Source organism: Phytobacter palmae, assembly GCF_039409775.1.
Lineage (GTDB): Bacteria > Pseudomonadota > Gammaproteobacteria > Enterobacterales > Enterobacteriaceae > Phytobacter > Phytobacter palmae.
In genome coordinates this window covers 77022-97226 of sequence record NZ_JBCIVJ010000013.1, presented here as the reverse complement: position 1 = coordinate 97226, position 20205 = coordinate 77022, and the positions used below count along the sequence as shown (strand labels likewise).

The window sequence follows — 20205 nt, the reverse complement described above, 5'->3', positions numbered from 1 at the left end:
GCTGTCCTTAGTTGTTTCCGCGGAAGACATCTTCACACGCCTGTTTTAGCGTACCGTTATCGGCTACCGTGCAGCTGCGTGCCCAGCCCGACATACCATTGCCCGCATTCCACTGCGGCGTCATGACAACGCTCAGGCCAGTAAGGCTTTCCTGTCCGGTGAGGGTAATCACGCCTTTACTGATGGTCATGGCTGAGACATAGCGGGTGGTAGCAGGGGCAGGGATGCCGTTAGTGTTGCCATCACAACCCGTGACGCCGCCACGGTCCAGCGCGCATAGCTCAACGGCTGTTCGGTAGGGGATAAAGGTTTGCAGCATGTCGGTGAGAGCGGCTTTACTCAGGTAGTTCTGATATGCCGGAATACCGATCGCGCTCAAAATCGCAATAATGCCAATGACCACCATCAATTCGATAAGGGTGAAGCCTCGTTGTTTGTCCATTGTTCGCTCCTTAAGTTAGATGGCGCTACTTTGGCAAACATAAGGAATAACCAGCGAGGGGCAAAAAACAAAACGGGAACGGGTCTTCAGCCGTTATTGAAGAGATTGCAGAACTGAACAACAAGTTTGCGAGGCCTGACGAACAATGAGTCACAAAGCGGCGTAAAAGCTTTACCTGACAGAGGAAACAGAGAAGGATAAGCCCGACAGACAGAGGCCATCGGGCCCATGGGGATCAGCGAAAACGCATCGACAGGTCCAACGCGTGAACATGCTTGGTCAGCGCACCGACGGAGATGAAATCGACGCCCGTTTCGGCAAATTCCCGGATAGTCTCAAACGTGACGTTACCGGAAACTTCAAGACGCGCCTGACCATGGGTACGTTTAACTGCTTCGCGCATCATCGGGGTATCGAAGTTGTCCAGCATGATGATATCGGCACCGGCTTTCAGCGCATCATCCAGCTCTTCCAGGGTTTCCACTTCCACTTCAACTGGAACGTCAGGATGCAGCCAGAAGGCTTTCTCTACGGCCTGGCGAACGGAGCCAGCAGCGATAATATGGTTTTCTTTAATCAGGAACGCGTCGGACAGCCCGAGGCGATGATTCGCGCCACCGCCGCACAGTACCGCATATTTCAGTGCGGTACGCAGGCCTGGCAGGGTTTTACGCGTATCCAGCAACTGCGTTTTGGTCCCGTCCAGCAAGGCGACATAGCGGCGAACTTCACTGGCAACTCCAGACAACGTTTGCACAAAGTTAAGCGCCGTACGTTCACCGGTTAGCAAAACGCGGGAGGGGCCTTCCAGTTCAAATAGTGGCTGGTTCGGCGTCACAGCATCGCCATCAGCGACATGCCAGGTGATGCGAACATCGTCGCCAGCCAACTGAATAAAGACCTCTTCAACCCAGCGCTTGCCACAAAATACGCCTTCTTCGCGGGTAATAATCACCGCATGGGAGCGGTTATCCGGCGGCAATAATTGCGCAGTAATATCGTTGTTCGCATCCACTTCACCGCCTAAATCTTCGCGCAGGGCCTGCGCGACAGCAGCGGGGATGTCCAGTTCAATGCGTTGCAAAAGCGCGTCACGTCGAAGATCGGGGTTGTAACGGCGAGGCGGCATGATAAAACTCCAAAAAGGGTAACGAATCAGAAAGTTAGACAGTGTCCTGTCATTGATCGTTTCGTCAACGTACAATGACCGGACAGCGTCTGAACATGCTACTCTAGAGCGTGTTTGAGCACCATAATTAAGGAGATCCTGCATGCAGTTAAATGAGGGCTGGCTGGCGGATGCGCGGCGCGTACCTTCTCCGCACTTTGATTGCCGCCCGGATGGTGAAACGCCTTCGTTGCTCGTGGTCCACAATATCAGCCTGCCTCCCGGCGAATTTGGCGGACCGTGGATCGATGCGCTGTTTACCGGTACGTTGGATCCAGACGCACATCCTTTTTTTGCCGGGATCGTTCATCTGCGCGTCTCTGCTCATTGCCTGATTCGTCGCGACGGTGAGGTCGTTCAGTATGTTCCGTTTGATAAGCGAGCCTGGCATGCAGGGGTTTCACGTTATCAGGGGCGGGAACGCTGCAATGATTTTTCCATCGGTATTGAGCTGGAAGGCACCGACAATCAGCCCTACACCGACGCCCAATACCAGCAACTGGCGAACATTACTCACGCTTTGATTGCGCTATATCCCGGGATTGCCAACAACATGACCGGTCACAGCGATATCGCTCCTGAGCGCAAAACCGATCCTGGCCCTGCATTTGACTGGCCAAGGTTTCGCGGGCTGGTGGCGGGAGAATCAGATAAGGAGATGTCATGACACTGTTTACCATGCTGCTGGTTCTTATTTCCGAGCGGCTTTTTAAACTCGGGGAACACTGGCAACTGGATCATCGCCTGGAAGTGTTATTCCGGCGGGTCAAACACTACTCTGTGCTGAGAACGTTGCTGATGGCGGTGCTCGCCATGCTGGTAACGTTCCTCATTTTGCAGGTACTGGAGGGGCTATTTTTCAATGTGCCGCTGCTGGTGGTGTGGATCCTGCTGGGATTGTTGTGCATCGGTGCCGGAAAAGTGCGTCTGCATTACCATGCTTACCTCAAAGCGGCGGCACGCAATGATAGCCATGCCCATAACGCGATGGCGAATGAGCTCACGTTGATTCACGGTATACCGCCGGGCTGTGATGAACGGGAGTATCTGCGTGAACTGCAAAATGCGCTTTTGTGGATCAACTTTCGTTATTATCTGGCACCGCTGTTCTGGTTTATCGTGGGTGGAATATGGGGGCCTGTGACGCTGGTTGGTTACGGCTTTTTGCGTGCATGGCAGTCGTGGCTGGCACGTTATCAGACCCCGAATGAACGCCAACAGTCCGGGATCGATGCTATTTTACACGTGCTGGACTGGATCCCGGTGCGCCTGGCGGGTGTGGTTTATGCGTTAATTGGTCACGGTGAGAAGGCGCTACCAGCGTGGTTTGCCTCGCTGACCGACCGACATTCTTCCCAATATCATGTACTAACGCGCCTCGCCCAGTTCTCGTTGGCCCGCGAACCGCATATGGATAAAGTCGCGACACCAAAAGCCGCTGTATCGATGGCCAAAAAGACCTCATTTGTCATGGTGGTTGTGGTGGCGCTGTTAACCATTTACGGCACGCTGATGTAGCCGCGTGCCGTTATGCTCATAGCGTGTCCGCAGGCGGGATGCCGAAATCTGGCATCCCGTTTTCTTGCCAGCGAATCAGCTTCAGACGGGTATGGCGATTAGGATCGTAAAGCGGGTCGCCTTCAATCTCCGTATAGTTTCGCGCATGGTAGACCAGCACATCTTCACCGTCCGCGGTTTGGGTAAAGCTGTTATGGCCGGGGCCATATTGCCGGTTCTCATAACTGGTTCGGAATACCGGTTGCGGTGATTTATGCCAGTTGGCCGCGACCAGCGGGTCAGCGTTAATATCAATCCACAACAGTCCCAGACAGTAGTTTTCATCCGTGGCGCTGGCAGAGTAACTGATAAATAGCCTGTCGCCGTGAAACAGCACCGCCGGACCTTCGTTTACCAGAAAACCTCTGCATTCCCAGTCGTACTCCGGCTTGCTCAGTAATACAGGCTCGCCTTTTAACGTCCAGGGATTTTCCATCTCAGCAATATAGAGGTTTGAATTGCCGGTAATTTCGGGTGATTTTTGCGCCCACAGGTACCAGCGTTTACCCTGATGAACAAAGGTTGTGGCATCCAGTGCGAAGGTATCGAACGGGGTTTTCACCTGGCCTTTTTCCCTCCAGGCCCCGCTAAGGGGATCGGCATCGGTGCACTCCAGCACAAACATCCGGTGCTGGAACATGTTCAGCGCATCCAGCGCTTTCGTCCAGGTGGCGGCAAAATAGAGATACCATTTACCGTCAATATAATGGAGTTCAGGCGCCCAGATGAGTTCACTCATTGGTCCGGTAGCCGGCTTACGCCAGACGGTGACGCCTTGCGCTTCGCGCAGCCCTTCCAGGGTACTGGCCCGGCGGATTTCCAGCCGGTCATACTCCGGGACTGAGGCGACAAAATAATAATTGCCATCATGACGCAAAATATACGGGTCGGCGCGTTGCTCAATAAAGGGATTCGGCCAGTTCATTATGCTTTCCTTACGTGTTCACCCACAGGCATGCCCGGGTTCTCACTTAGTTCATGATAATTGATGCGGCGTTTTTCCAGGTCGGCCTGGATAGTTTTCATCAGTTCCCGATCAACTTTCAGCAGACGTACAACCCCCGCGGTAATGAGATATCCCACGCCAGGTATAACGGTGAACAGCAGTACGATGCCATTGATAGCGCTGGCGCTCTGCGCTTTGGCACCTGCATCATAACCGTACCAGGAGAGCAAAAAGCCTACCATAGCACCTGCAACCGCCAGCCCCACTTTCAGGAAGAACAGGTTGCCGGAGAAGCTGATTCCGGTGATACGTTTACCGGTTTTCCACTCACCGTAATCGTCTACATCGGCCATTAGCGACCAGTGCAGCGGGGAGGGGATCTGATGGAGAATATTCAACAGGAAGTAGAGCACCACAATCATGACTGTGGCTTTCGGATCGAAAAAGTAGAAGGCGCAGGAGAAAATCGCCAGTGCGATATTTGTCCAGAAGAAGACTTTCAGCTTGCACCAGCGGTCGGTCAGGACTTTTGCCAGCATGCTACCGAGCATCATGCCGATAACGCCCAGGCTGATAAAGAGAGTGGCAAAGTGTGTGCTTTGCCCCATGACCCAGGTCACGTAATACATGGTAGCGGCCATGCGAATAAAGCCCGGGCAGACGTTACACAGCGTGAGCAGCAAAATGCGCACCCACTGATCGTTCTTCCAGACATCCTTCATGTCCTTTTTCATATCGTCATTGGTGGGGACCGCCGGACGAACACGCTCGCGGACCGTAGCGAAACAGAACAGGAACATACACATGCCGATAAACGCCAGCACTGTCATCGCCATTTGATAGCCTTTGGCTTTGTCTTCACCGCCAAACCATTCGGCCATTGGAAGTAACGTTAATGACAGCAGCAGAGTGGCAATGCCCACTAGCACAAAACGATAAGACTGGCAGGCCACTCGCTCTTTCGGATCATTGGTTATTACGCCGCCTAACGAGCAGTAAGGGATATTGATTGCGGTGTAGGTCAGCGAGAGCAGGAAGTAGGTGATAAAGGCATAGATAACTTTGCTGTTGTAGGTCCAGTCCGGCGTGGTAAACATCAACACACTGAATACGGCGTAGGGTAAGGCAATCCATAAAAGCCATGGTCGAAAGCGTCCGTACTTGCTTTGCGTTCGGTCAGCAATCGCCCCCATGATCGGGTCGGTGATGGCATCTATCACGCGTATTGAGAGTAATAACACGCCTACCAGAGCAGGCGCCAGACCGAAAATATCCGTATAAAAATAGTTAACAAACAGCATGATGGCGCCAAAGATGATGTTACATCCGGCATCGCCCATGCCATAGCCGATTTTCTCTTTAACAGACAGTTTACTGTTGTCCATTGACGCTACTCCCGGTGAGTTTTGGGAATAATTATTTGCCTGCTAAAGGTAATTTGCGTGACAGGATGTTGGCGGGAACATGGACAAAACAGCTACATCGGAGAAAGTGTGAGTTTGGTTGCATTTCAATAACAACCCTCTCCCGGGCGGGAGAGGGGCGGGCAAAATTAGTGAGCTTTCACCGTTTTTGCGCTTTTCTCTTTGAACATATAGCCGATGCCAAGGACGACAAGCCATACCGGGATCAGGTAGACGGAGATAGCCATACCGTCAGTCATCAGCATAATGACCAGAACGGCCGCCATAAACAGCAGACAAATCCAGTTACCTAACGGGTATAAAAGCGCCGGGAAACGCGGCGTCACGCCTTGCTGCTGCTTAGCTTTGCGGAACTTCATATGCGCCAGGCTAATCATCGCCCAGTTGATAACCAGGGCAGATACTACCAGCGCCATCAGCAGGCCAAATGCAGATTCAGGTGCCATATAGTTAATCAGTACGCACAGCGCAGTGACCACAGCGGAAACCAATATGGTATTAACCGGAACGCCACGTTTGTCCACGGAAAGCAGCATTTTGGGGGCATTACCCTGTTGCGCCAGGCCGAACAGCATACGGCTGTTACAGTATACGCAACTGTTATAAACAGACAGCGCGGCCGTCAGCACGACGATATTCAGTGCATTCGCTACGAAGGTGTCACCCAGCTCGTGGAAAATCAGTACGAACGGGCTGGTATCAGCGGTAACGCGCGTCCACGGCAGCAGAGAAAGCAGGACAGCCAGTGAGCCCACATAGAAAATCAGAATGCGGTAGATAACCTGGTTGGTAGCTTTTGGAATGCTCTGCTCCGGGTTGTCTGCTTCTGCGGCGGTGATCCCCACCAGCTCCAGACCACCGAAGGAGAACATGATGATAGCCATCATCATCACCAGCCCTGAGATACCGTGCGGCAAGAACCCGCCTTGCTCCCACAGGTTGCGTACGGTTGCCTGTGGGCCCGCGTTGCCGCTGAACAGTAGCCAGCCGCCGAACAGGATCATCGCCACTACGGCAACCACTTTAATAATGGCGAACCAGAACTCCATCTCACCAAATACTTTGACGTTAGTGAGGTTAATGGCGTTGATAATAACGAAGAAGGCCGCAGCGGAGGCCCATGTTGGGATTTCCGGCCACCAGAACTGGATATATTTACCGACAGCGGTCAGCTCCGCCATCGCAACCAGCACGTACAGCACCCAGTAGTTCCAGCCGGAAGCAAAACCCGCGAAATTACCCCAGTATTTGTATGCAAAGTGGCTAAATGAGCCTGCAACCGGCTCTTCAACGACCATCTCGCCCAACTGACGCATAATCAGAAAAGCGATGAAACCTGCAATGGCATAACCCAGGATAATACCTGGCCCTGCAGAATTGATGACTGAAGCGCTGCCCAGAAACAGGCCAGTCCCGATAGCGCCGCCCAGCGCAATAAGCTGAATATGGCGGTTCTTAAGGCCGCGCTTAAGCTGATCGCCGTGCTGTTGACCTTCCATCATGAAACCTCGTGTGTGGTTATTATGTCTACGCTGTTGTCTGCGTGTAAGGGAGAAATTCCATTTATTGTATTTTTTTATTTACGAAATGCTGACATGAATTTGCACTCATCCCTTTCGTGAAGCTCAGAATAGTGGTAAGCGCTGGCGTTTGCACCTGCTTTATGAAGGTGAGATGACGACTTGCATAAAAAGAAACCATTTGTAAATCGCCCCGGCTTAGGTCGTTTTATAATCAATTGGGTGTTTATGCAGTTATTTGGCTTAAGTATGCGAAAATATTCAGACTGAATCGGTTCAAATTTGTTTGAGCGCGTTTCAATAAAGTTAAAATTGCCTCTTTAGGGGTAAAGGAGTCATTTGTGCAAGGTTACATGTTTGAAACGTTATTTCTGTAACGTTGTTAAAATGTGCAGTGTTTACTGATTTCAATCAAAACCTGTATGGACATAAGGTGAATACTTTGTTACTTTAGCGTCACGAATATGAAATTGGTAAGACCAATTTACTCCGGGCGAATGGTAGAGACAGGGAACAATGGCCTACAGCAAAATCCGCCAGCCAAAACTATCCGATGTGATTGAGCAGCAACTGGAGTTTTTGATTCTTGAGGGGACTTTACGCCCCGGTGAAAAATTGCCTCCAGAACGCGAACTGGCCAAACAGTTCGACGTTTCACGTCCTTCACTGCGCGAGGCCATTCAGCGTCTCGAAGCGAAAGGGCTCCTGCTGCGTCGCCAGGGTGGCGGTACGTTTGTTCAAAGCAGCCTCTGGCAGAGCTTCAGCGATCCGCTGGTTGAGTTGCTCTCCGATCATCCCGAATCCCAGTTTGATTTGCTCGAGACGCGTCACGCACTGGAAGGCATTGCCGCTTATTACGCCGCATTACGTAGCACGGATGAAGACAAGGTACGCATTGGCGAGCTGCATCAGGCGATTGAACTGGCGCAGCAGTCCGGCGACCTCGACGCGGAATCGAACGCCGTCGTGCAATATCAAATCGCTGTAACCGAAGCGGCACATAATGTTGTGCTTTTACATCTGCTTCGTTGCATGGAACCCATGTTGGCACAGAATGTTCGTGAGAATTTCGAGTTACTCTACGCGCGCCGCGAAATGCTGCCGCTGGTGAGTAAGCACCGCAGCAGTATCTTTGCAGCCATTATGGCGGGCGAGCCTGAAGAAGCGCGTGAAGCCTCTCATCGCCACCTGGCCTTTATCGAAGAGATCTTGCTGGATCGCAGCCGTGAGCAGAGCCGTCGTGAACGCTCGCTCCGTCGGCTGGAACAGAGAAAGAATTAGCATTTTCTGGTGGAGTTTGTGCCGGAAGAGTTGTAACCGGAGCGCCAAAAATTTAGAGCGCGGCAACTAAACGCAGAACCTGTCTTATTGCTCTTTTAGTTGTTCAAAATCATTCGGGTTGTATCGCGGCGGCAAAGGCGCACGTCATCACGAGCATAGTGAACTATGTGACTGGTGCGAGGAAGCGCAGTCAACAAAGAGACAATCTGAGGTATGAAGAACAAAGAGAGCAATGGGACAGGTTCCAGCTAAATCAACGTATTAGATAGATAAGGAATACCCCCCATGTCAGAACGTTTCCAAAATGACGTGGATCCGATTGAAACTCGCGACTGGCTACAGGCGATCGAATCGGTAATCCGTGAAGAAGGTGTTGAGCGTGCTCAGTATCTGATTGACCAGCTGCTTTCCGAAGCCCGCAAAGGGGGCGTGAAAGTCGCCGCTGGTACCGGAGCTAGCAACTATGTCAACACTATTGCCGTTGAAGATGAACCGGAATACCCGGGTAATCTGGAGCTGGAACGTCGTATTCGCTCGGCAATTCGCTGGAACGCCATCATGACGGTTCTGCGCGCTTCCAAGAAAGATCTGGAACTGGGTGGCCACATGGCGTCCTTCCAGTCTTCCGCAACTGTTTACGAAGTGTGCTTCAACCATTTCTTCCGTGCAGCCAACGAGAAAGACGGCGGCGATCTGGTGTACTTCCAGGGCCACATCTCTCCGGGCATCTATGCACGTGCCTTCCTGGAAGGTCGTCTGACTGAAGAGCAGATGAACAATTTCCGTCAGGAAGTTCATGGCAAAGGCCTCTCTTCCTACCCGCACCCGAAACTGATGCCGGAATTCTGGCAGTTCCCGACCGTATCTATGGGTCTGGGCCCTATCGGTGCTATCTATCAGGCTAAATTCCTGAAATACCTGGAACACCGTGGTCTGAAAGATACCTCTGAGCAAACCGTTTACGCCTTCCTGGGCGACGGTGAGATGGATGAGCCGGAATCGAAAGGTGCGATCACCATCGCGACCCGTGAGAAGCTGGATAACCTGTGCTTCATCATCAACTGTAACCTGCAGCGTCTGGATGGCCCGGTAACCGGTAACGGTAAGATCATCAACGAACTGGAAGGCATCTTCGCAGGTGCTGGCTGGAACGTTATCAAAGTCATGTGGGGTTCCCGTTGGGACGAACTGCTGCGTAAAGATACCAGCGGTAAACTGATCCAGCTGATGAACGAAACTGTTGACGGTGATTACCAGACCTTCAAATCCAAAGACGGTGCCTACGTGCGTGAGCACTTCTTCGGTAAATATCCAGAAACCGCAGCCCTGGTTGCAGACTGGACTGATGAGCAGATCTGGGCCCTGAACCGTGGTGGTCACGATCCGAAGAAAATCTACGCTGCACTGAAAAAAGCGCGTGAAACCAAAGGTAAAGCGACTGTAATCCTGGCCCACACCATCAAAGGTTACGGCATGGGTGATACCGCAGAAGGTAAAAACATCGCGCACCAGGTTAAGAAAATGAACATGGACGGCGTGCGTTATATTCGCGACCGTTTCAATGTGCCAGTCACCGATGAGCAGGTTGAAAAACTGTCTTACCTGACCTTCCCGGAAGGCTCTGAAGAGTACAAGTACCTGCACGAACGTCGTCAGGCGCTGAAAGGCTACCTGCCTGCTCGTCAGCCTAAATTCACCGAGAAGCTGGAACTGCCAGCACTGGAAGACTTCTCTCAACTGCTGGAAGAGCAGAATAAAGAGATCTCCACTACTATCGCCTTCGTTCGTGCCCTGAACGTGATGCTCAAGAACAAGTCGATCAAAGATCGTCTGGTACCGATCATCGCTGACGAAGCGCGTACCTTTGGTATGGAAGGTCTGTTCCGTCAGATCGGTATCTACAGCCCGAACGGCCAGCAGTACACCCCGCAGGACCGTGAGCAGGTTGCATACTACAAAGAAGACGAGAAAGGTCAGATCCTGCAGGAAGGTATCAACGAGCTGGGCGCAGGCGCATCCTGGCTGGCTGCTGCGACCTCTTACAGCACCAACAACCTGCCGATGATCCCGTTCTACATCTACTACTCCATGTTCGGGTTCCAGCGTATTGGTGACCTGTGCTGGCAGGCAGGCGACCAGCAGGCTCGCGGCTTCCTGATCGGTGGTACTTCCGGTCGTACGACCCTGAACGGTGAAGGTCTGCAGCACGAAGATGGTCACAGCCACATTCAGTCTCTGACTATCCCTAACTGTATCTCTTACGACCCGTCTTACGCGTACGAAGTGGCAGTCATCATGCATGACGGTCTGCAGCGCATGTACGGTGAAGCGCAGGAGAACATTTACTACTACATCACCACCCTGAACGAAAACTACCACATGCCGGCAATGCCAGCAGGTGCCGAGGAAGGTATCCGTAAAGGTATCTACAAACTCGAAACTATCGAAGGTAGCAAAGGTAAAGTTCAGCTGCTGGGCTCCGGTTCTATCCTGCGTCACGTCCGTGAAGCAGCGCAGATCCTGGCGAAAGACTACGGCGTAGGTTCTGATGTGTACAGCGTCACCTCCTTCACTGAACTGGCGCGTGATGGCCAGGATTGTGAGCGCTGGAACATGCTGCACCCGCTGGAAACTCCACGCGTTCCGTACATCGCTCAGGTGATGAACGATGCGCCGGCTGTTGCATCTACTGACTATATGAAACTGTTCGCAGAGCAGGTTCGTACTTATGTACCGGCTGATGATTACCGCGTACTGGGTACTGACGGCTTCGGCCGCTCTGACAGCCGTGAAAATCTGCGTCACCACTTTGAAGTTGATGCTTCTTATGTGGTTGTAGCAGCACTGGGCGAACTGGCTAAACGTGGCGAAATCGACAAGAAAGTGGTTGCGGAAGCAATTACCAAATTCAACATCGATGCAGAAAAAGTTAACCCACGTCTGGCGTAAGAGGTAAAGAGATAATGGCTATCGAAATCAAAGTACCGGACATCGGGTCTGATGAAGTAGAAATCACCGAGATTCTGGTCAAAGTGGGCGACAAGGTTGAAGCAGAACAGTCGCTGATCACTGTAGAAGGCGACAAAGCCTCTATGGAAGTCCCGTCTCCGCAGGCTGGCGTCGTTAAAGAAATTAAAGTTTCTGTTGGCGACAAAACCGAGACTGGCAAACTGATTATGATTTTCGATTCCGCCGACGGTGCAGCAGCAGCTGCACCTGCTAAGGCAGAAGAGAAGAAAGAAGCCGCTCCGGCCGCTGCAGCACCTGCAGCCGCAAGCGCGAAAGAAGTCCATGTACCGGATATCGGCGGTGATGAAGTAGAAGTCACTGAAATCATGGTTAAAGTCGGCGACACCGTTGCCGCCGAGCAGTCTCTGATCACTGTAGAAGGCGATAAAGCCTCTATGGAAGTTCCGGCGCCGTTCGCGGGCGTTGTGAAAGAGATCAAAATCAGCACCGGTGACAAAGTTTCTACCGGTTCTCTGATCATGATCTTCGAAGTGGCAGGTGCTGCACCTGCTGCTGGCGAGGCTAAACCGCAGGTTAAAGAAGAAGCGGCTACCGCTCCGGCTGCTGTGGCGGGTGCTAAAGACGTTAACGTACCGGACATCGGCGGTGACGAAGTTGAAGTGACCGAAGTGATGGTGAAAGTGGGCGACAAAGTTGCCGCTGAGCAGTCACTGATCACCGTTGAAGGCGACAAAGCTTCTATGGAAGTGCCTGCACCGTTCGCGGGCGTGGTGAAAGAGCTGAAAGTTAACGTTGGCGACAAAGTTTCTACCGGCTCTCTGATCATGGTCTTCGAAGTGGAAGGCGCTGCGCCTGCTGCGGCTCCGGCTGCTGCACCTGCCGCGGCTGCCCCGGCCCCGGCCGCTCAGGCTGCTAAACCTGCCGCTGCTCCGGCAGCGAAAGCCGAAGGCAAATCTGAGTTTGCTGAAAACGACGCTTACATTCACGCGACTCCGCTGATTCGCCGCCTGGCGCGCGAATTTGGTGTAAATCTGGCGAAAGTGAAGGGCACTGGCCGTAAAGGTCGTATCCTGCGTGAAGACGTTCAGACTTACGTGAAAGAGGCTATCAAGCGTGCAGAAGCCGCGCCTGCTGCCGCTACCGGTGGTGGTATCCCGGGCATGCTGCCGTGGCCGAAAGTCGACTTCAGCAAGTTTGGTGAAATCGAAGAAGTGGAACTGGGCCGTATCCAGAAAATCTCTGGTGCTAACCTGAGCCGTAACTGGGTAATGATCCCGCACGTTACGCACTTCGACAAAACCGATATCACCGATCTGGAAGCGTTCCGTAAACAGCAGAATGCCGAAGCTGAGAAACGTAAACTGGACGTGAAATTCACCCCGGTTGTCTTCATCATGAAAGCCGTTGCCGCTGCTCTGGAACAGATGCCGCGCTTCAACAGCTCTCTGTCCGAAGACGGTCAGCGCCTGACTTTGAAAAAATACATCAACATCGGTGTTGCGGTTGATACCCCGAACGGTCTGGTTGTTCCGGTCTTTAAAGACGTGAATAAGAAGAGCGTTACCGAGCTGTCTCGTGAGCTGACGGTCATCTCCAAAAAAGCGCGTGATGGCAAGCTGACTGCTGGCGAAATGCAGGGCGGTTGCTTCACTATCTCCAGCATCGGCGGCCTGGGTACTACCCACTTCGCACCGATTGTTAACGCGCCGGAAGTGGCTATTCTGGGTGTTTCCAAGTCTGCGATGGAGCCGGTCTGGAACGGTAAAGAGTTCGTTCCGCGTCTGATGATGCCGATCTCTCTGTCCTTCGACCACCGCGTGATTGACGGTGCTGATGGTGCGCGCTTCATTACCATCATCAACAACATGCTGTCTGACATCCGTCGTCTGGTGATGTAATCGAAAAGCCGGCCTGACGGCCGGCTTTTTTGCTTTTAATCTCATAATGTCTGTGAGGTTATTAGCGAATCGAGAATTCGTGAGCCGTTTGTTGTTTCAAAATTGTTAACATTTTTGTAAACTGCGGGCGGATAGAACGTCCCGGTGGATAAAGGGCGACAAGTACCTGACTGCCGGAAATCAATAAGAGGTCATGATGAGTACTGAAATCAAAACTCAGGTCGTGGTACTTGGGGCAGGCCCGGCAGGTTACTCTGCTGCCTTCCGTTGCGCTGATTTAGGTCTGGAAACCGTCATCGTAGAACGTTACAACACTCTCGGCGGTGTTTGCCTGAACGTCGGCTGTATCCCTTCTAAAGCGCTGCTGCACGTAGCAAAAGTTATTGAAGAAGCTAAAGCGCTGGCGACTCACGGTATCGTATTTGGTGAGCCGCAGACTGATATCGATAAAATCCGTACCTGGAAAGAGAAAGTTATCACTCAACTGACCGGCGGCCTGGCAGGCATGGCGAAAGGTCGTAAAGTGAAAGTGGTTAACGGTCTGGGTAAATTCACCGGGGCAAACACCCTGGAAGTTGAAGGCGAAAACGGCAAAACCGTGATCAACTTTGACAACGCCATCATCGCAGCGGGCTCCCGTCCGATTGAACTGCCGTTCATTCCGCATGAAGATCCGCGCGTATGGGACTCCACCGACGCACTGGAACTGAAAACCGTTCCTAAACGCCTGCTGGTTATGGGTGGCGGTATCATCGGTCTGGAAATGGGTACCGTGTACCATGCGCTGGGTTCAGAAATTGACGTGGTTGAAATGTTCGACCAGGTTATCCCGGCTGCTGACAAAGACATCGTGAAAGTCTTCACCAAACGCATCAGCCAGAAATTCAACCTGATGCTGGAAACCAAAGTGACTGCCGTTGAAGCGAAAGAAGACGGTATTTACGTTTCTATGGAAGGCAAAAAAGCTCCGTCTGAACCACAGCGTTACGATGCGGTGCTGGTGGCTATCGGCCGCGTACCGAACGGTAAACTGCTGGATGCAGGTCAGGCGGGTGTAGAAGTTGACGAGCGTGGCTTTATCCGCGTTGACAAACAGCTGCGCACCAACGTACCGCACATCTATGCTATCGGCGATATCGTCGGTCAGCCGATGCTGGCGCACAAAGGTGTTCACGAAGGTCATGTTGCCGCCGAAGTTATCGCCGGTAAAAAACACTACTTCGACCCGAAAGTTATCCCGTCTATCGCTTACACCGAGCCAGAAGTTGCATGGGTAGGCCTGACCGAGAAAGAAGCGAAAGAGAAAGGCATCAGCTACGAAACCGCCACCTTCCCGTGGGCTGCTTCTGGCCGTGCTATCGCCTCCGACTGCGCTGACGGTATGACCAAACTGATTTTCGATAAAGAAACTCACCGTGTAATCGGTGGTGCGATTGTCGGTACCAACGGCGGCGAGCTGCTGGGTGAGATCGGTCTGGCTATCGAAATGGGCTGTGACGCAGAAGATATCGCACTGACTATCCACGCGCACCCGACGCTGCACGAGTCAGTTGGCCTCGCGGCCGAAGTGTTCGAAGGTAGCATCACTGACCTGCCGAACCCGAAAGCGAAGAAAAAATAATTTCGCCTTCTACTAAGCGCCTCCCCGGAGGCGTTTTTTTTTGCCCGCCGCCTGAGAATAAATTCATAATTTCTCCATTTTGGTATAAATAATGCGCGCGATCTGCCGATGTATATACTCCATACCTTATCGATGAGAGAGGGAGTTTCATCGTCATGATCACTGGCATCAACAACAAGACGTTTCTGACCACGCTGTCACATCTTGCGTCCTCTGTCGGCAACTCCTCACCGACAGTGAAATCCAACGCCTCGGCATTGCCTGCTGCGGCATCCGCTTCTGCAAAAGTGATTTTCGGTAGCCAGACGGCAGAAATTGCCGCCGTCTACTCCATGTCGCCAACCAAAATTAGCGACGCTGCGAAAGCGTCCACGCAAGCGGACAGTGCGCTTTCGGGGCTGATGCAGCTAGGGTTGAGCAGTGAAGGCGTATCCTCGTTAAGCGGGCTGGGGGGATTACTGCTCAGCAACTACGCCGATAATCAGGGCGATGTGAGTCAGGCGCTCACCAGCCTCGGGCTGGATAACAACATAAGTTTCTCAACAAAATCCGCCGTGTCGCTGAATATCACGACGCAATCAGGGTCTGTTGTCCACCTGAATCTGACGCGTCAGAGCGATGGTATTGCGGTGGAGCTCACAACCGAGGGCGGTAAAGCCAGCGATGACGAAGCGGCAGAGATTGCGAAATTAGGAAATGCTTTCCAGTCTGCGCTTAATGGTTTGAGTGAGAAGCCACCGAGAATGGACGTTTCTGGCTTGACGCAATTTGACACATCTCTCATCAAATCTGTTGATCTCAAAACCGATCTCAGCCGTGGCGATTTGTCGCAGCAATCCCTTAATTTCCATGCGGATGCCAGTGAACGCTGGATTGGCTACCAGGACAATAATTTCTCGCTGAAAATGACCAGCGATACGTCTAATCCGTCTCTGGTGGGCAATGCGGCTGAACAACAGGCGGCCTTAAACGCCTGGGACAGCAAGTTTGATAAAGCACGTCGTGATGGCCACGGCGATAGCGATCAAATGGCGATGCTTAAATCCGCCTTCCATGCGCTGAATAAGACGCAGCCCAAAGAGAGCCACAAGGCTAACTCAACGGGCGCAATTCAGATGGGCGGTGATGGCAAGGTACAGATCCGGGGGCTGAACGATTTCTCTTTGTCGCTGACAGAAACTGAGAAAGCCATCAACCCGTATCGTATGGATGAGAAAGAGAGCTTCGCGTATCAGGCATCACAATCTACACAACAGAGTACAGCCCATGATGGTTCGCTGAGCGTCAAGCAGACGCTTCACACGCATCTGACCGCATCCTGGTATCAGGCGCTGGACCCGGCCACACCGCTTTCGCTCAACTCAAGCAAAAACTCACAGAATTATCTGTACCACACTGTAGATAATGAAGAGACCAGCGCTACCACCCTTAATTACAATGCGAAAGGCTACCTCGCCAGTATTGGTAACTATACGCAGGTGAATAATGTCGAAACGGTGCGTAAATATGTTTTGGGCGAGCTGGTGGACAAGACCATCACACCAGAGAAGTATGAGCGCAATAACTTACTCAATATGTTAAAAAACGAGTAACGCTTTTCTGATACGGCCCTGCGGGGCCGTATTCCATGGTTTCTACCGTTTTTTGTGTGCCTTAAAAAGACGATTTCCTCTGCTTTATCCTGCCCTTAACGATTCAGCTAATTTTTAATGTTGCTTTTTTGTAAACAGATTAACACCCCCTGAAAATCCTGCTATCCTGCGCGTTGCGGTATTGCGGATTTACCCTACAAACTGCTGTCTCACAGGAGCGTGAAGAGAATCGCCTGCCGCATTATGACAATGAGAGCGAGGAGAACCGTCGTGCTAGTAGAATACCGTAAGCACGTAGCCGAACGTGCCGCTGAGGGAATTGCGCCAAAACCGCTAGATGCAACCCAAATGGCAGCACTTGTTGAGCTGCTGAAAAACCCGCCTGCTGGCGAAGAAGATTTCCTGTTAGACCTCCTGACCAACCGTGTCCCGCCAGGCGTTGATGAAGCTGCCTATGTTAAAGCGGGTTTCCTTGCTGCGATTACCAAAGGTGAAACCACCTCTCCGCTGGTTACCCCAGAAAAAGCCATCGAATTGCTGGGTACCATGCAGGGTGGTTACAACATTCATCCGCTGATTGACGCGCTGGATAACGACAAGCTGGCGCCCGGTGCCGCGAAAGCGCTCTCCCATACCCTGCTGATGTTCGATAATTTCTATGACGTCGAAGAAAAAGCGAAAGCGGGTAATGCTTATGCGCAGCAGGTACTGAAATCCTGGGCTGATGCCGAGTGGTTCCTGAGCCGTCCGGCACTGGCAGAAAAAATTACTGTTACCGTCTTCAAAGTGACCGGTGAGACCAACACCGATGACCTGTCTCCGGCACCGGATGCCTGGTCGCGTCCGGATATCCCGCTGCATGCCCTGGCGATGCTGAAAAACGCCCGTGAAGGTATCGAGCCGGATCAGCCAGGCGCCGTTGGCCCAATCAAACAGATTGAAGCCCTGCAACAGAAAGGTTTCCCGCTGGCGTACGTTGGCGACGTTGTGGGTACCGGTTCATCCCGTAAATCCGCCACCAACTCCGTACTGTGGTTCATGGGTGATGATATTCCTTATGTACCGAACAAACGCGGCGGCGGCCTGGTGCTGGGCGGTAAAATCGCGCCTATCTTCTTCAATACTATGGAAGATGCGGGTGCACTGCCTATTGAAGTGGACGTAAATAACCTGAATATGGGCGACGTGATTGACGTTTACCCGTTCAAAGGCGAAGTGCGCAACCACGAAACCGGCGAGCTTCTGGCCAGCTTCGAACTGAAAACCGATGTGCTGATCGACGAAGTTCGCGCCGGTGGTCGTATTCCGCTGATTATCGGCCGTGGCTTAACCACCAAAGCACGTGAAGCGCTGGGGCTGCCGCACAGCGATGTCTTCCGTCAGGCGAAAGACGTGGCGGAAAGCAGCCGTGGTTATTCACTGGCACAGAAAATGGTCGGTCGTGCCTGCGGCGTAGCCGGTATCCGTCCGGGTGCCTACTGCGAGCCGAAAATGACCTCTGTCGGTTCTCAGGATACCACCGGCCCAATGACCCGTGATGAGCTGAAAGACCTGGCGTGCCTGGGCTTCTCCGCCGACCTGGTGATGCAGTCCTTCTGTCATACGGCAGCCTATCCGAAGCCGGTTGACGTGACCACGCATCACACGCTGCCGGATTTCATCATGAACCGTGGCGGTGTCTCCCTGCGTCCGGGCGATGGCGTTATCCACTCCTGGCTGAACCGTATGTTGCTGCCGGATACCGTGGGTACAGGCGGTGACTCCCATACTCGTTTCCCGATCGGCATCTCCTTCCCGGCGGGTTCAGGCCTGGTGGCGTTTGCTGCGGCGACTGGCGTGATGCCGCTGGACATGCCGGAGTCTGTTCTGGTGCGCTTCAAAGGCAAAATGCAGCCGGGTATTACCCTGCGCGACCTCGTACATGCGATCCCGCTGTACGCTATCAAACAGGGGCTGCTGACCGTTGAGAAGAAAGGCAAGAAAAACATCTTCTCTGGCCGTATCCTGGAAATTGAAGGTCTGCCGGACCTGAAAGTCGAGCAGGCATTTGAGCTAACCGATGCCTCTGCTGAACGTTCTGCTGCAGGCTGCACCATCAAGCTGAACAAAGAGCCGATCATTGAGTACCTGAACTCCAATATCGTCCTGCTGAAATGGATGATTGCTGAAGGCTATGGCGATCGTCGTACGCTGGAGCGTCGTATTCAGGGCATGGAGAAATGGCTGGCCGATCCGCAACTGCTGGAAGCTGATGCTGATGCTGAATACGCGGCGGTTATCGACATCGATCTGGCAGAAATCAAAGAGCCGATTCTCTGTGCGCCGAACGATCCGGATGACGCGCGTCTGCTTTCTGATGTTCAGGGTGCGCAGATCGATGAAGTCTTCATCGGTTCCTGCATGACCAACATCGGTCACTTCCGTGCTGCCGGTAAACTGCTGGATGCGCATAAAGGCCAGTTGCCGACCCGCCTGTGGGTTGCGCCGCCGACCCGTATGGACGCCGCTCAGTTGACCGAAGAGGGCTACTACAGCGTGTTTGGTAAGAGCGGCGCGCGTATTGAGATCCCTGGCTGCTCCCTGTGTATGGGTAACCAGGCGCGCGTAGCGGACGGTGCGACGGTGGTCTCCACCTCAACCCGTAACTTCCCGAACCGTTTAGGGACTGGCGCTAACGTCTACCTGGCGTCTGCTGAGCTGGCGGCGGTGGCGTCTCTGCTCGGTAAACTACCGACGCCGGAAGAGTATCAGACCTATATTGCTCAGGTTGATAAGACTGCGGTAGATACCTACCGTTATCTGAACTTTGATCAACTGAACCAGTATACGGACAAAGCTGACGGCGTGATTTTCCAGACAGCGGTGTAAGAGGTTCCCCTCACCCTGGCCCTCTCCCAAAAGGGGAGAGGGACTGTTCAGGGCTGAGGTGAGGGCGCCAGACCATAGCTTGTTCCAAAGCGGAGACTTTCTCCGCTTTTTTATTGCATCCTTCCCACCGTTACGCTTTTTTTCTTCCGTTGTGCTGCGATAATTAAGATATGGGCTGACGCTAAGCCTGCATGAGGAAGAGATTATGGATTATGAATTTTTGCGTGATATTACCGGTGGGGTAAAGGTGCGCATGTCGATGGGCCACGAAGCAGTCGGACACTGGTTTAATGAAGAGGTGAAAGACAATCTGGCCCTGCTTGATGAAGTGGAACAGGCGGCGCATACCGTGAAAGGCAGCGAACGCTCGTGGCAGCGTGCAGGGCATGAATATACGCTGTGGATGGATGGCGAAGAAGTTATGGTGCGAGCCAACCAACTGGAGTTTTCAGGTGATGAGATGGAAGAGGGTATGAGCTATTACGATGAAGAGAGCCTTTCGATGTGTGGTGTGGAAGACTTTCTCAATGTGGTAGCGGCGTACCGTGAGTTCCTGAAACAGCGTTAATTTACCCCTTGTTTCTCCGGGGCCGGTCTTGCGCATTGCCGGAACCGGCGCTCCGTCCTTATAAATGCGCGTAGTGAAAAACCTCAGCTGTTTTTCATATTTCCCTTTGTCGATTTTTTACGCTGAAATGGTCTTCCGGACACCTTACGGAGACTGAGATGAAAGCGTTTATTTCCCGTTATTTTTTTCGCAGTTCAGCGCGCGCTCAGCGCCCTGATGCGGAACATAACAGCAGACGAATGATGGAGTCGCTGCTCGCCGTAGCCAGCCTGTACGGTGTTGATGTCGCCAATGTTGACGTGGAGTGGTTCCATGACCAAACAACACGCTGAGCATCGCGCGACCCGCGA

At 52.7% G+C, this 20205-nt stretch carries 15 protein-coding genes; 10 read left to right on the top strand and 5 right to left on the bottom strand.

Annotation, left to right across the window (positions count from 1 at the left end):
• Positions 1-7: 7 nt before the first annotated feature.
• Positions 8-442, bottom strand: coding sequence for a prepilin peptidase-dependent pilin (gene ppdD / locus AAIG39_RS16415; RefSeq protein WP_343194283.1), 435 nt, complete (start codon positions 440-442; stop codon positions 8-10).
• A 235-nt stretch (positions 443-677) separates the two neighbouring features.
• Complete coding sequence (gene nadC / locus AAIG39_RS16410) at positions 678-1571, bottom strand: carboxylating nicotinate-nucleotide diphosphorylase (protein WP_047371810.1); 894 nt, start codon at positions 1569-1571, stop codon at positions 678-680.
• A 142-nt stretch (positions 1572-1713) separates the two neighbouring features.
• On the opposite strand from nadC, the gene ampD reads away from it, so the two are divergent.
• Positions 1714-2277, top strand: coding sequence for a 1,6-anhydro-N-acetylmuramyl-L-alanine amidase AmpD (gene ampD / locus AAIG39_RS16405; protein ID WP_090081651.1), 564 nt, complete (start codon positions 1714-1716; stop codon positions 2275-2277).
• On the top strand, positions 2274-3128 hold the full coding sequence (ampE, locus tag AAIG39_RS16400; protein WP_090081653.1) for a beta-lactamase regulator AmpE: 855 nt from the start codon (positions 2274-2276) through the stop codon (positions 3126-3128). Before ampD ends, ampE begins: the two co-directional genes overlap by 4 nt.
• Positions 3129-3144: 16 nt before the next feature.
• On the opposite strand, the gene AAIG39_RS16395 is transcribed toward ampE, so the two are convergent.
• From AAIG39_RS16395 to aroP, 3 genes are all read right to left on the bottom strand, one after another.
• Positions 3145-4095: a glycoside hydrolase family 43 protein gene (locus AAIG39_RS16395; RefSeq protein ID WP_090081654.1), complete on the bottom strand. Its 951-nt coding sequence runs from the start codon at positions 4093-4095 to the stop codon at positions 3145-3147.
• Positions 4092-5498, bottom strand: a complete 1407-nt coding sequence (locus AAIG39_RS16390) for a glycoside-pentoside-hexuronide (GPH):cation symporter (RefSeq protein ID WP_090081657.1) — start codon at positions 5496-5498, stop codon at positions 4092-4094. The genes AAIG39_RS16395 and AAIG39_RS16390 overlap by 4 nt, the downstream gene beginning before the upstream one ends.
• Positions 5499-5665: 167 nt before the next feature.
• Positions 5666-7039: an aromatic amino acid transporter AroP gene (aroP, locus tag AAIG39_RS16385; protein ID WP_343194282.1), complete on the bottom strand. Its 1374-nt coding sequence runs from the start codon at positions 7037-7039 to the stop codon at positions 5666-5668.
• Positions 7040-7573: 534 nt separating this feature from the next.
• Here aroP and pdhR point away from each other — a divergent pair.
• The 8 genes from pdhR to AAIG39_RS16345 all read left to right on the top strand — a co-directional run bounded on the left by pdhR (position 7574) and on the right by AAIG39_RS16345 (position 20187).
• On the top strand, positions 7574-8338 hold the full coding sequence (gene pdhR, locus AAIG39_RS16380) for a pyruvate dehydrogenase complex transcriptional repressor PdhR (protein ID WP_039078390.1): 765 nt from the start codon (positions 7574-7576) through the stop codon (positions 8336-8338).
• 285 nt (positions 8339-8623) lie between these two features.
• Positions 8624-11287 carry a pyruvate dehydrogenase (acetyl-transferring), homodimeric type gene (gene aceE / locus AAIG39_RS16375; protein WP_343194281.1) on the top strand — a complete coding sequence of 888 codons (2664 nt, stop codon included), beginning with the start codon at positions 8624-8626 and terminating at the stop codon, positions 11285-11287.
• 14 nt (positions 11288-11301) lie between these two features.
• Positions 11302-13206 carry a pyruvate dehydrogenase complex dihydrolipoyllysine-residue acetyltransferase gene (gene aceF / locus AAIG39_RS16370; RefSeq protein ID WP_249569295.1) on the top strand — a complete coding sequence of 635 codons (1905 nt, stop codon included), beginning with the start codon at positions 11302-11304 and terminating at the stop codon, positions 13204-13206.
• A 196-nt stretch (positions 13207-13402) separates the two neighbouring features.
• A complete protein-coding gene (gene lpdA / locus AAIG39_RS16365; RefSeq protein WP_090081862.1) occupies positions 13403-14827 on the top strand; it encodes a dihydrolipoyl dehydrogenase in 1425 nt (474 codons plus the stop codon).
• Positions 14828-14982: 155 nt separating this feature from the next.
• Entirely contained in the window at positions 14983-16419 is a 1437-nt protein-coding gene (locus AAIG39_RS16360; RefSeq protein ID WP_343194280.1) for a hypothetical protein, read from the top strand.
• Positions 16420-16689: 270 nt separating this feature from the next.
• The gene (acnB, locus tag AAIG39_RS16355) at positions 16690-19287 is read left to right on the top strand and encodes a bifunctional aconitate hydratase 2/2-methylisocitrate dehydratase (RefSeq protein WP_343194279.1); all 2598 of its coding nucleotides are present in this window, start codon (positions 16690-16692) and stop codon (positions 19285-19287) included.
• 205 nt (positions 19288-19492) lie between these two features.
• A complete protein-coding gene (gene yacL / locus AAIG39_RS16350) occupies positions 19493-19855 on the top strand; it encodes a protein YacL (RefSeq protein WP_039078394.1) in 363 nt (120 codons plus the stop codon).
• A gap of 158 nt (positions 19856-20013) precedes the next feature.
• Entirely contained in the window at positions 20014-20187 is a 174-nt protein-coding gene (locus AAIG39_RS16345; protein ID WP_249569293.1) for a hypothetical protein, read from the top strand.
• Positions 20188-20205 lie beyond the last annotated feature (18 nt).